At 38.5% G+C, this 12,974-nt stretch carries 10 protein-coding genes; 1 reads left to right on the plus strand and 9 read right to left on the minus strand.

Annotation, left to right across the window (positions count from 1 at the left end):
* Positions 1-82 precede the first annotated feature (82 nt).
* The 4 genes from L6494_RS15825 to L6494_RS30865 all read right to left on the minus strand — a co-directional run bounded on the left by L6494_RS15825 (position 83) and on the right by L6494_RS30865 (position 1,607).
* Entirely contained in the window at positions 83-310 is a 228-nt protein-coding gene (locus L6494_RS15825; RefSeq protein ID WP_237988679.1) for a DUF167 domain-containing protein, read from the minus strand.
* Positions 288-704 carry a ribosomal maturation YjgA family protein gene (locus L6494_RS15830; protein WP_237988680.1) on the minus strand — a complete coding sequence of 139 codons (417 nt, stop codon included), beginning with the start codon at positions 702-704 and terminating at the stop codon, positions 288-290. Before L6494_RS15830 ends, L6494_RS15825 begins: the two co-directional genes overlap by 23 nt.
* A 75-nt stretch (positions 705-779) precedes the next feature.
* Complete coding sequence (locus tag L6494_RS15835; protein ID WP_237988681.1) at positions 780-1,340, minus strand: DUF2231 domain-containing protein; 561 nt, start codon at positions 1,338-1,340, stop codon at positions 780-782.
* 138 nt (positions 1,341-1,478) lie between these two features.
* On the minus strand, positions 1,479-1,607 hold the full coding sequence (locus L6494_RS30865) for a hypothetical protein (protein ID WP_269139260.1): 129 nt from the start codon (positions 1,605-1,607) through the stop codon (positions 1,479-1,481).
* Between the two features lie 219 nt (positions 1,608-1,826).
* Between L6494_RS30865 and L6494_RS15840 the strand changes: the two genes are divergently transcribed.
* Complete coding sequence (locus tag L6494_RS15840; RefSeq protein WP_237988682.1) at positions 1,827-2,882, plus strand: hemerythrin domain-containing protein; 1,056 nt, start codon at positions 1,827-1,829, stop codon at positions 2,880-2,882.
* 229 nt (positions 2,883-3,111) lie between these two features.
* Here L6494_RS15840 and L6494_RS15845 read toward each other — a convergent pair whose 3' ends face one another.
* The 5 genes from L6494_RS15845 to L6494_RS15865 form a co-directional block, all read right to left on the minus strand.
* Positions 3,112-3,534 carry a hypothetical protein gene (locus tag L6494_RS15845; RefSeq protein ID WP_237988683.1) on the minus strand — a complete coding sequence of 141 codons (423 nt, stop codon included), beginning with the start codon at positions 3,532-3,534 and terminating at the stop codon, positions 3,112-3,114.
* 89 nt (positions 3,535-3,623) lie between these two features.
* A complete protein-coding gene (locus L6494_RS15850) occupies positions 3,624-5,291 on the minus strand; it encodes a GUN4 domain-containing protein (RefSeq protein WP_237988684.1) in 1,668 nt (555 codons plus the stop codon).
* 30 nt (positions 5,292-5,321) lie between these two features.
* Positions 5,322-7,352 carry an ABC transporter ATP-binding protein/permease gene (locus L6494_RS15855; protein ID WP_237988685.1) on the minus strand — a complete coding sequence of 677 codons (2,031 nt, stop codon included), beginning with the start codon at positions 7,350-7,352 and terminating at the stop codon, positions 5,322-5,324.
* 163 nt (positions 7,353-7,515) lie between these two features.
* Positions 7,516-8,694 (minus strand): 2-isopropylmalate synthase, encoded by a 1,179-nt coding sequence (locus L6494_RS15860; RefSeq protein WP_237988686.1) that lies wholly within the window; start codon positions 8,692-8,694, stop codon positions 7,516-7,518.
* Between the two features lie 95 nt (positions 8,695-8,789).
* A complete protein-coding gene (locus L6494_RS15865) occupies positions 8,790-12,971 on the minus strand; it encodes a non-ribosomal peptide synthetase (RefSeq protein WP_237988687.1) in 4,182 nt (1,393 codons plus the stop codon).
* Positions 12,972-12,974 lie beyond the last annotated feature (3 nt).

The raw sequence follows: 12,974 nt of genomic DNA on the forward strand, positions 1-12,974 counted from the left end.
AGGGGACAGGGGACAGGGGACAGGGGACAGGGGACAGGGGGTAAGCTAATAACCATTGACTAATTACTAATGACTATTCATATTAAACATCTGTATCAATTTCAATCAGTTTTTGCCGTGAGGATAAACCAGTCTTAATTCTGATCTGAGATTTTGATACATCAAACTTGTCGGCTAGTAGTTTAATTAATTCCTCGTTAGCTTTCCCGTCTACAGGTGGAGATTTTAAGTGTACAGTTAGGCTACCATCAGATTGTTCGGCAATTTTTTGCTGTTTTGAGTTGGGTTTAACTTTCACTTTTTTTTGCATAACCTATGTACTGTAATTTTTTTAGCCATAACCAACCTAAAATACAACCCAGTGCATAATGAGGAAAATCCCACCAAGCAAAGGTAGTACCAAGCAAGAGTTTACCTATGAATGTAGCGCGAACCTGATTTAAAAGTGGTGGATGCCAAAGTTGAAGAAATTCTATAATACAGGTAATAATAAAAACCCATATGGGAATTTGTTTGATAGCAGTTTGACTTCGGAAAAACCAAAAGGCAAACAGACACCAAAATATTTCGTAAAATACTGCTGCTCCATAGTTATTTAACCACTGATGACCAAAACCTGGATAATATTTAAACAAAAATCCCATCGCTACTACAATGAGCAGAGATAGGTTGATTAATTTTGATTGGGTGCGATTATGAAGCATTTTGTCAAGGCTAAAAACTATGCCTGATTTTAGCCTTGATATATTGGGGATTGGGTAATTAGTTCTTATTTCCTGTCAAGGATATCTTCTACTACCAGCACCGACTACGCCGATTTTGTGGCGGTAGGAAAGTTCTGCACCAAACCAGCCGGAAATGCTGGTGAGAGTACCGACGATTAACGACAGTAATAGTCCCCAAGGTAAGATTTTGGCTTCAACGTCGCCTAGTCGCAGTAGGAAATTAACTACACTCAAGGTTAAGAGAGAAACATTGAGAATCAGGTGCGCCCAGCCTGCTTGACGCTTGCGGACGCGTTCGATTTGCAAAAAGTCGCTTAGACCGATCATTGCAGCGATCGCACCACTAGCTAATCCTAATCCAATTAACCAAAAGGAAGCCCTAGCCCAGAAGAAATCACGGGTTAACCAGTAACCAAAGTCGCTTCCCAAGGCGGCTGCTAAAAAGGCTATGGGAAAAATCACACTGAGGGGATGTAAAGGATGTCCGGCGATCGCTACTGTACTGGGTACACCTGTATCACGATATTCGCGATCGTCACTTTCAATCACTGGGGGAATATTGGGGAATGGTGTGGAAGCTGTGGAACTTGTAGAAGTTGTTTCTGTGGTTTCCATAATATTTATCCTAATTTTCAGCAAAGGAGACCTCTTGCAAAAGTCCGAAAATGAGATGTGTCATTCTGAATGAAATGTATAATCTTTGAGATGTTTCGCTTCGCTCAACATGACAGCTTCAGCATTTATGCAAGAGGTCTAGGCAATTTGTTCTACGTCGGCTTCTGCTTGCAGTGTGAGTTTAGCTGTTTGTACTTCTAGTTCCCGATTCCAGAAGCCTCTGGCATTATTAATTAAACTCCTGAACTTTAAATATCTTTGAGTCAATTTAGAAAAATAAGCTTTAAATTTTATCTATCTGACGACAGACTAAATACTAAATAACTATCCATCTAAAAGTAGAAGTATAATTTTGTGCCAATAAAAACCTTGATTTTCTATCCTGAGTTGATAGGTTAATCGTTCAAAAGAAAGAGGGATATTACTAGTAAATATGTCAAATTTATCTTAGTAAGAATACGAGTATTTTTTTTAGGAGAACACAAAATGGTATCAACTTTAGATGATACAAAACGTAATGCTATTGCTGCTAAATTGGCAGATGTGAAATTAATTCAACAGTTGATCATAGACAATGAGCAATTATTTGTGAGAGAATCCACTGATAATGAAATCAGCGATCGCTTTCGGACTATGCTTGAAGATGATCGTAAAAATTTGGGTATTCTAGAAACTGTAAATGTGCAGTATGGTATCCAAGAAGAACCACGCAATACAGTCAGAGAAATGGTGGACAAGCTTCGCCAATTAATGCAAGGCTCTGAATTGAACTTTTATGAAAAAGTATTCCAGCATGAATTGTTGAAGCATCAACAAGTCATGAGTGGTTTGCTGATACACAAAGCAGCACAAAAAGTGGGTGCTGATGTTATGGCTGCAATTGGGCCTCTCAACACCGTTAACTTTGAAAATCGCGCTCATCAAGAACAGCTTAAAGGTATTTTGGAAGTCTTAGGTGTGCGCGAATTGACTGGACAAGAAGTTGATCAAGGTATTTGGGGACGAGTCCAAGATGCAATGGCGGCTTTGACGGGTGCGGTAGGTAGTGCTGTCACTCAGGGTTCTGACAAACGGGATATGAATATCCAAGATGTGCTGCGTTTAGATCACAATAAAGTCAATATCCTGTTCACTGAAATACAGCAGAGCAATGATCCTCAAAAGATTCAAGAGTATTTTGGTCAAATTTACAAGGATCTAACTGCTCATGCTGAAGCTGAAGAAGAAGTATTGTACCCCAGAGTACGTTCTTTCTACGGTGAAAGGGACACCCAAGAACTGTATGATGAGCAATCCGAAATGAAGCGGATGTTAGAGCAAATCAAGGCTCTGAGTCCCTCTACCTCTGAATTTAAAGATAGAGTTAGACAGTTAGCTGACATCGTGATGGATCACGTTCGTCAAGAAGAAAGCACAATGTTTGCAGCAATTCGTAACAATCTCAGTTCAGACCAAACTGAGCAATTAGCTACACAGTTTAAAGCTGCTAAAAGCCGCATTCAAGAAAGATTAGGTGGTCAAACCACCGGAGCAAATGTTTAATGTTGAGACTGTAAGCGAAGTCGTTTCATTAAAATAGGTTGATTTAAGCCCTTCTACTCCATGAAATAAGGAGTGGACGGGCTGTTTCGTTGCTGAATTGAAAATGCGATCGCTGAGGTTGGGACGGAGTATGGTCGGCTGCTTTCAACCTATTACTAGAAAAATTTCCTACTATTTTTGTACGAAAATCTATTTTGTAAGTGATAACACCGTAATTTTAAAAGCTCTATTATTGGCTAAGATTATTTATTTTTAGTCCAAGAATTGATTGCTCTTTATCCTGCATGATAAATTTAGAACTATTAATGCTAATAACTTCATAATTTTCTGGGATAAACATAGAACTTAAAGTAGCAAAAATATCTGCCATAGAAATCTTAAACATTAGCGGTATCTCTAAATTCAAAAGGGATTTTGGCAGTTTTCTAACATTTAAATGTAATTTTCCCTCACTGACGTACCATATACCAGTAAATTGATTACCTGTTATCAATTCCCTAGGTTTATTGAAAAAAAATGTTTGGATTCTGGTTTGCTCATAGGTCATATCATTATTAAATTGAATATTTATTTTTTCCGAAGACGTATCAAAACGCCATTTTCCCAAAAGTAGAATTTCTATTTCTAAATCAGAATGTTTACTATTACTCATGTGTATCCTCAAATTAGCTTTAGCTTTAATTTTTCTTATTATTAACAAATATGCAATTAATACCTAGTACCACTACGAGGAAGTTAAATTTAATGACAACTTTTTACACGAGAAAAGAATAAGTGCATTTGCCAAACTAACCAAGACTTTACCCTCCAAGCTCCCATAGAAAGGTTTTCTGTAGATGATTTCGGGGATAAGTCAACGCTATCTTGGTCATAGTGTAACCATTTTGCTGGTAGGTGTCCCATCGGTGTCATAGGGGACAATTGAAAAGTTAGTTGCTCATAGTCTAACCAGTTTCCCTCTTTTCGCCAACCAAGGCGATCGCCCAATCTTTTTTCTGTTTCATAATCTACTTGACCACCCATTTCGCTCCAGATAGTTTGCTGAATATTGAAGCCGAAATAGCCATAACTATAGTGTTCCCAAAGGTGATCAATGGTATGGATATCTTGACAAGAAAAGTTTTCAATATCTTCCTGATAAACGTCATTCCAATAATTCTTGTTCATGATTTTTAGCATTAATTTAGTGGTTTCAATATCGGCTTCTTTCCACTGATGCTGCACGAGAAGATCCCGCAATTGGGTATAATCAATATCTTTATTGCTGGGAAATTCTTTTGTCAACGTACCATTTTTATTAGTCAATCCCATCAATTCTGTTTCTTCAACAGCAGATATAGGTGCTGTAACAAAATTTACTTCTGCTATGTCTAGCACTTTTCTTTGATCGGTGAGTTGCTTGGATATATAGTTTGATATTAAATCAATACCTTGGTCTAAAAAAATGACATTTTCGCTCAAATCAAAATTATGGATTTGCCAATCTAATAATTGAGATTGAGTAAAAGCATCTTTTAATCTGGATTTTTTTTCATAACTTGTCACCATGAAATCGAGAAAGGTTTCAGAAATATCCTCAGTTTCTTCAAGGTTAAATAAATTTGACTGATACTTTAAAATATTATCCCCTAGGTTTTTAATATCACTGACAGTTGCGTAAAAATATTCATCTACTTTTACGACTTCATCTATTAAAGATTGAAAGGGACTAAAGTATTCTTGTAAATAATTATCAAAATTGATGGCAGTATGGGCAATTTTTGCTATTTCTTGACGAATTTTATAAGCTTTTTTTTGATATTCATAAATTTCTTGGGATACTTCTAAATCTTTAACTATTTTCTGAACAATTTCTTTTTGATTTTTGGTATCTTCTGCAAGTTTTTTAATTCCTTCACCAATCAAGCTGATTTTTTCTAACATTAAAAAATAAGCATTACTCAACAGCAAAACTGCTTTAAAATTTTCTTGTTGTTCCCATTTTAGCCCATCAAGAATTTTGAGATTTTCATGATTTTTAAGCTCTAATTTTCTTCTTTCATCTTCTAAAGTTTTTATTTCTAAATATTTTTGTTTGAATAAGTTTTTTAAATCGTCAGTTAGGGTTAACAAAAACTGATGGTAACTATCCTTATAATTTTCTAGAAAATCAATAATATGGCTGTAGTCCTTAATGAATAATTGGATTTCAGCAAAAATTTCTCCCTGACTAATTGCTTTTTTTCGCTTAATTATCCCGCCAAACTGATAATGATATCGAACACCTTCTTTAATTAGGGTTTGACGTTCTCTAATTTTTTTTTGAACTGTTTTTACACCATTATTTTTGAGGACGGGTAATTGATAGGTTCGTTCGTAAATTGAAATAGCTTCGTAAGTAATTAGTTGTCTTTGCTGTTTAGTTAGCATAAACTTGATGTTCAAAACTATGAATAGTTGTTAAGCCCTTACCCATTTCAAAACCTTCGGGTCTTTGTCATAACGGTAGGTAAAGCCATCCTTAGCAGTAACGGACTTCCCAAGGCTAGCCTTGCTTCTGATAGTGTTAATACTAGAGTCTGTTAATGTTTGCATTTCCTTATGAGAAAGTCCTACGATGGTCGCTATTTCTATCGCGATTTCTGGTGGATTTGGGAATTCATTATTAGGTAAAACATCTATTTTAATTTCTAAATTTTCTGGGTAATTAATGACAATTGCTTGTTCTTTTTGCAGCCGATAATCCTGCACAGTCACAAGTTGCCAACTAGAATCTTGTGATAGTTCCAAAACCCATTGATGATAATTAAATAGGCTTTCCCGATGTCCAACACTGATAAATGTTGTTTTTGTTTCTTGTAACTGTTGATATAAATTTTCTTCATTATGCAAATCTAAAGCACTTGTTGCTTCATCTAAGATAGTGAAGCTAGGACGAGTTACTAATAGGCGTGCGAATGCAAGACGTTGTTGTTCTCCCAACGAGAGGATATTTTCCCAAGGAACTTCTTTATCAAAGCCATCGATGCGACTAAGTAAGTTTTGCAGATTAACTTCTTGTAAAATTGCTTCGAGTTGGCGATCGCTCATTTTGCGGTCTTTATGGGGATAGAGTAACTGTTCGCGCAGAGTTCCCAAAATTATGTAAGGACGCTGGGGTAAGAATAAGACTTCTTCTAGGGGCGGTCTCACCAGACGACCTGTTCCGGCGTTCCACAAACCAGCGATCGCTCTCAACAGAGAACTTTTACCTCTACCACTAGGCCCAACAATTAATAACCCCTCTCCAGGTTGAACACTCAAGGACAAATTTTCGACGATCAGCTGTTCATAGTTGGGTGTTTGTAAAGTGACATTCTCGAAAGCCAACCGTTTTTCTTCTACTGTTTTAATGGTACTGACTTTTTCTGGTACTTTGGTGACACCTTCTAAGGCCTCCGAGAGTTCAACTAAACGCTCAATATAACTAGAAACTCTTCCTGAACTCGCAAATTCTCTGATTAATTCGGCTATAGCATTGGCAAAAAGATTACAAGCTATACTAGCTTGGGCAATTTCTCCAAAATCAATCTGTCCTTGAATTTGTAACGGGCCGAATACTATAAATGGAAATATTTGGATAACAGCCTGATATCCTCGATTAAAAATATCCTGACTTCTCTCCCAATTAATCTTGCGTTTAGTATTTTGAATAATTTTATTAAATCTGCGCTGAATTATATTTAATTCTTGGTCTTCTCCCTGAAAAAAAGCTATAGATTCAGCATGATTACGAACATGAGTTAGGCTATAAGTATGGTCGGCTGCTAATTCGAGTTCCTCTTGTTTAATCTTATTTAATTGTTGAGCCAAGTAAACAGCAATTAAATTGCCGACTATGGTATAAGCCACCAATACAATTGTCACGAATTGGGAAAGAGCCCAAAGAATTATTAAAAAAGTTGCCATTTCTAGAACTTTTTCTAGAAAAGTCGCTGAAAATCTCAGAGCATTACTGGTTAAAGGTTCGAGTTCTTGAGATATTTGCTGATCTGGATTATTAACGTCGGATTTAAAGTTTATTTTATAATAAGCACGATTACTTAAATATTTTGATAAAATCTGGCTATTAAGCCATTGATACCAATCAAGAGCGATTTGTTTTCTGACAAATTGAGAAACTCCTACTAAAAGTGTGACTGCAACCAGGGCAGCACCGTAAAGGAATAATGTATCAATAAATTTCTTTAAATCTTTTTCTTCAGTAATGACATCAAGTAAATAGCGGGTAACGAAGCTATTAAAAACAGTTACACCAACAAGTGCGACGATTAATAATATCAGGATAATCAGCATTGCCCATGACCGAAGGACATCGGAAAATGCTCTTCCGTTTGCCTCTGTGGGATACCAATAAGGCCCAGCGATCGCTCTCACATTCTGCCAAAATTGATTAGTAGATGGAGCAGAATCTTTTTTTGAGGATTGATTACTAAAAGTGGTAGCTTGCATCTTGGAAAAATTATTTTAGTCTCTTGAGCCTGATTACATTTCAAAATTCAATACTCAGGAGTGGAAATCCAGAATTGATCAGCAATTCAGCATTACTCAAATGTTCCCCTGAGTGTTTAACTTTAACTATTTTGAATTCTGAGTTGTAAATTTTCACGATGGATTATTTAAAGATACCATCTTCCCATAGTTCTAAGACTTCGTTAGCTGTAAAGTAGCGTTCTTGTTCAGCCGCAAGAGATTTGATTACGGAACGCATTTGCTCGTACTGCTTTCTGGGTTGAGGATTATGCAGTTGCTTTTCAAATAGATATTGAAAATTACTGACTCCACTCCATTTGCCAAATACAACATTTATCTTGTTATAAGGAAATACTGCATAGCTCTTGGGGTCACGAAACAAAGAATTGACATGGATACCTGATTCGTGGGTTTGTGCCGTTTGAGAGTAAGGGGGTGCGGGACGAATCCCTAGTTGCTCAATGTAATTAGTTACTTTAGCGATCGCATCATAGTTAATCCCCTCGACTTCAATTCCAAAACGGACTCGCAAACCATTTAACACCTGCTCAATGGCGACATTTCCGGCTCTTTCCCCCAAACCACAAAATGTCCCCGAAACTAAACTTGCGCCAGCCATGAGAGACTGAAGAGTATTTTCCAGAGCCAATCCCAGATCGTTGTGGTAATGTAACCCCAATGCTACCCCTGTAGTGGATTGCAACAAGTCGTTAACCCAGATATAGCTCTTTTCTGGAGTGAGAACCCCCACGGTATCACACAGTAGGAAGTGTTCGATATAAGGACTGCATGAGCGAATACATTCTACTAAAAAGTCAAAATCGGCTCTAGAAGCATCCTCTGCCGCAAAATCAACTCTGAGTCCAGCGACTTTTGTCGCATAGTGCAGATTTTCTACAATGACATCAATAGCATTTTGACGAATTTTATTGATGATGTGGGATGGGATATCGTCATCAATGGTTTTGCCTTGGTATTCGCTCATGAGGCGAATTTGGGGATCTCGCAAAAACAGCAGTCGATCAGAAACGGCATGGAACAGAATGATGCGCTTAACTCCGCAGTTCTTCGCATGATCGATGTACTCTTTTCCCATCATCGTATCAGCCGTAATTAGACCATCCCATCCCTCTGATACTAATGATTTAACTAACTCTGCTTCTTGTTCACAGACACAAGGCATGATGCCAAGTCCATCAACTCCTGTTTGAGTAATCAGATGGGCAAGTTTTTGTTTAGTTGGATAAGAGAAAAAAATGCCTACTTGTTGTTCTCCATCCCGCAGGGTTTCATCGAAAATTTTGATCGGAAGGGTTTGCATTGTGTTGTACCAATCTAAAATTCAAAATTAAGAAAATCAGGTTAATGATTGTGGGCGTTGGCGTTCCGCCCACTATAGGCGATCGCCTTGACAGGTTAAGACATCATCATCAGTAATTGAGTGGCTAATATTTTTACATTGGGTTCATAAAGCATTCGACCGTGGTTTCCAGGAATAGATATCACTTTGACAGGGTTTTTGGTGTATGATTGCCATCCCCAATCGGGTAAATCATGATGGGACATAGCTTGGAGTTCTTGCAAGAGAATTTCATGAACTTCTTGAGCGCGGAATAAAACAATCGGGGCAGAAATTTGATGAGTAGGCTGGTAATTGGCATAATTGCGCGTAACCACTTTCATTACTTGCATATTGGTTTTGAGTAAAGAAAGGCTGGAGTGTTCCGGTAGGACGTTATATTTGTATAAATACTCTGCTGCCAAATCCCAACGGCCTTGATCATCCGGTTGAGAAGCTAAATCAGCATATTCCAAACCGAGAGAAATTCCCTTTAAAGCTTCAATCCGTTGAAGTAATTGCCAAATCCAATCAATTTCTGCCCGATTAGTTAGATACTCAGGATGAGTAACCAGTCCAGCGTCCAATATAGCCAGTAAACTCACCTTTTGGCCTTGTTGTTCCAATTGGACAGCCATTTCAAAAGCAACGGCACAACCTGAAGAGTATCCTGCTAATATGTATGGACTCTGAGGTTGCTTTTGGCGTAACAGTTCAATCAGTTGACTTGCATGAAGTTCTACTGAGTCTGGAATTGCTCTGAGTCCGTCTCTTCCTGGGGTTTCCAATCCATAAACTGGATGCTCATTGCCTAAATTAATAGCCAAATCTTGAAAATAGAATCCGTGTCCGTTTGCGCCGGGTAAACAAAATAGAGGGGTTGCATTTCCTTGAGGTTGGAGTGAGAGTAAATCAGGATGGGACTTTTGCACCTCTGTATGAGAGAGTTGTTCGGCTAGTTGAGCAATGGTAGGGTTCTGAAATAAACTACTCAAAGAAAGTTGTTGCTCAAACTCCTGTTGAAGATGATTGAGCAATTTCACCGCCAATAAAGAATGTCCACCCAGGTCGAAAAAGTTATCATGAATCCCAATATCTTGATGTTCGAGGATAGCAGACCATACCTGTGCTAGTTGTTGTTCAACTTCATTACGTGGGGCTACATATAAGCCTTCAACCTCAACATTAGGAGCAGGTAAAGCTTTACGGTCAAGTTTGCCATTGGGAGTTAAAGGCAACTCATCCAATACAATGATCTGAGCAGGAATCATGTAATCGGGTAGACGGGATTTGAGGTAATTTTTCAATTCAGTAGAAAAATCATGGGGAATTCCCGTTATATAGGCGATTAATTTTTGGTTGCTCTCAGTTTTATATAAAGTTACAACGGCTTCTTTAACTGATGAATGTTGTAATAAGAGTGATTCAATTTCACCGAGTTCAATTCTAAAGCCCCGTAATTTAACTTGCTCGTCAATGCGACCTAAATATTCCAGATTACCATCAGCCATCCATCTTGCTAAGTCGCCAGTTTTGTAAATTCGCTCAGTTTTACCGAATAACTCAATGTCAATAAATTTTTCAGCAGTAGTTTCAGGACGATTGAGATAACCCCGTGCTAAACCTACTCCCGCAATACACAATTCCCCAGGAATACCAGGGGGTAATGGTTGATTGTGTGCATCTAAAATATAGATGCGGAGATTAGATAAGGGTTTACCGATAGGTGGTTTTTTGCCATTGGGTTGACAAAGTGCGATCGCCGCATTCACTGTAGATTCTGTTGGCCCGTAGCAATTGTATAAACTTTGTTCTATTCCCCACTGGCTAACTAATTCAGCCGGACAAGCCTCACCACCAGCAGTCAGACATTGCAAATCAGGTAAACTCACCCTTGGTAAGACAGATAAGGACGAAGGAGATAAAAAGCTATGGGTAATTTTATGTTCAGTTAAGAAGTCAACTAAGCTTTGACTAGGTAACAAAGTTTCTTTGTCGCTCAAATACAAGCAAGCACCTGTAACTAAATTAGTAGCAATTTCAGCCACGGACAAATCGAAACTAAAAGAACCAAACTGAAGCAAGCGACTGTCATATTGAACTTGAAAAGTTTGCGCCCAGACCAAACTTAAATTGACAATTGCGCGATGTTCAATCATTACCCCTTTGGGTTGTCCTGTCGAACCAGAGGTGTAAATAACATAAGCTAAATTATCAGGCGTACTTTTTGGACTCGGATTTTCGGTTAATGCTGAATTAAAAGTTTCTTGGTCTAAAAAAAGCACCTGACAGGGATTTTCTAAATTAGTTAAAGGTAATTTATCTAATAGGAAACTTTGGGTTAGTAACACCGATATCCCAGCATCTTCTAACATGAACTGAATCCGTTCTTGGGGATAATTGGGGTCAATCGGTACATAAGCACCACCTGCTTTGAGGATACCAAGTACACCAATAATCATTTCTAAAGACCGTTCTACACAGATACCAATTAAGGTGTCTGGTTGAATTTGGTGATTTTGAATTAAATAATGAGCTAGTTGATTCGCTTTTTGATTCAGTTGTTGATAAGTTAAGCTTTGGGATGCAAAAACTAAGGCTAGATGATTAGGGTTTTTAGTAACTTGTTTTTCAAATAAGTCAACTAAAGTTTTATCGTGGGGATAATCAGTTTGAGTTTGATTCCAGCGTTGTAGTTGTAGCAGTTCAGCTGCTGTCATCAACGGTAAAGTATGAATCGGTTGCTGAGGATGATCAATAATTCCCTTCAGCAGAACTGCAAACTGTTCTGCCATTCTTTGGATAGTAACGTTCTCAAAGAGGTCGGTAGCATATTCCCAAGAACAATTTAACTGGTTGTCCTCTTCCATTACCATCAAGCTTAAGTCAAACTTAGCGATCGCACACTCTACCCCCAGCCATTGAATCTCTAACCCTGGTAAACCCAATTCTGGACTTTCATTATTTTCTAGGGCAAACATTACCTGGAATAATGGGTTGTAACTCATACTCCGTTCTGGTTGCAATTTTTCTACCAGCACCTCAAAGGGAATGTCTTGATGAGCATAAGCATCTAAACAAGTTTGGCGAGTTCGTTGCAGCAACTCGATAAAACTTTGCTCAGGATTGATTTGGTTACGCAATACCAAAGTATTGACAAAAAAGCCAATTAGTGATTCAGTTTGGCTATGGGTACGGTTGGCAATGGGAGAACCAATACACAGATCGTTTTGGCGACTGTATCGAGACAGCAGAATATTCAAAGTTGCCAACAAGGTCATATATAGACTTACGCCTTGTTGTTGACTGAAAGCTTTAACGGCTGTACTTAATTCCGGTGTGAGAGAGTAGAGATAGCGATCGCCTCGGTAGCTTTGCTCTGCTGGACGGGGATAATCGGTAGGCAATTCTAGTAATGGCGAAGCATCCTGGAGTTGATGTTTCCAGTAATTAATCTGGTTTTCCAATACCTCCCCTTGTAACCAGTTTCTTTGCCAAGCTGCATAGTCACTGTATTGAACCGGCAAAGGTGCAAGGTTTGGGGTTTCACCTTGGCTAAAGGCAGTATAGGCTTGTCGCAACTCCCGCACAAATACCCCCATTGACCAGCCATCACTGATAATGTGGTGCATATTGATAGCCAACACACATTTGTGATCCTGCAATTGCAGCAGTTTGGCTTTAAACAAAGGGCCAGTATTTAAATCAAACGTTTCTTGGGTATGAGCATCTATTAAACCCTGGATGCTTGGAGATTCGGGATATTCATCAAAGTTTCGGCAATCTTGTACAGTTAAAACTTCGATTTCGTCTAACTTGCGGATGGCAATTTGGGGTTGTCCGGCGATTGTGGGGAAATACATCCTCAGACTCTCGTGTCGATTTAGCAGATAAGCCAAACTAGAGTGGAGGGCATCAAGATTGAGGTTGCCGTTCAGTTGTAGAGCGATCGGCATATTGTAAGTAGCTGATGACCCTTGGAGTTGTGCGAGTAGCCAGAGGCGTTGTTGAGCAAAGGACAGAACCTTGGGAGAATCAGCACTTAAAGCCGGAATTTCTTCTGTGATCACAGCTTGCGTCTTAGCCGATTTCAAGAAGGTTAGTATATCTGCTTTGTTGTTTTGAATTTCCTGCTTGAGTTCAGCAGTAAGGGCGTTTTTGCTAGTACGAATTCGTAACTTATCATCTTCAGCCCAAATTCGGCAGCCCATGTTCTGCAAACGAAGCATTAAAGAAACTATTGGCTGATTTTTAGTCATAAT

The sequence above is a fragment of the Nostoc sp. UHCC 0870 genome (genome assembly GCF_022063185.1).
GTDB lineage: Bacteria > Cyanobacteriota > Cyanobacteriia > Cyanobacteriales > Nostocaceae > Trichormus.

Bases quoted from the DNA above. Each gene is read 5' to 3' on its own strand.
- L6494_RS15835 (WP_237988681.1), bottom strand. From the start codon at position 1,340: ATGGAAACCACAGAAACAACTTCTACAAGTTCCACAGCTTCCACACCA.
- L6494_RS15855 (WP_237988685.1), bottom strand. From the start codon at position 7,352: ATGCAAGCTACCACTTTTAGTAATCAATCCTCAAAAAAAGATTCTGCT.
- L6494_RS15850 (WP_237988684.1), bottom strand. From the start codon at position 5,291: ATGCTAACTAAACAGCAAAGACAACTAATTACTTACGAAGCTATTTCA.
- L6494_RS15865 (WP_237988687.1), bottom strand. From the start codon at position 12,971: ATGACTAAAAATCAGCCAATAGTTTCTTTAATGCTTCGTTTGCAGAAC.
- L6494_RS15830 (WP_237988680.1), bottom strand. From the start codon at position 704: ATGCTTCATAATCGCACCCAATCAAAATTAATCAACCTATCTCTGCTC.
- L6494_RS15825 (WP_237988679.1), bottom strand. From the start codon at position 310: ATGCAAAAAAAAGTGAAAGTTAAACCCAACTCAAAACAGCAAAAAATT.
- L6494_RS15840 (WP_237988682.1), top strand. From the start codon at position 1,827: ATGGTATCAACTTTAGATGATACAAAACGTAATGCTATTGCTGCTAAA.
- L6494_RS15860 (WP_237988686.1), bottom strand. From the start codon at position 8,694: ATGCAAACCCTTCCGATCAAAATTTTCGATGAAACCCTGCGGGATGGA.
- L6494_RS15845 (WP_237988683.1), bottom strand. From the start codon at position 3,534: ATGAGTAATAGTAAACATTCTGATTTAGAAATAGAAATTCTACTTTTG.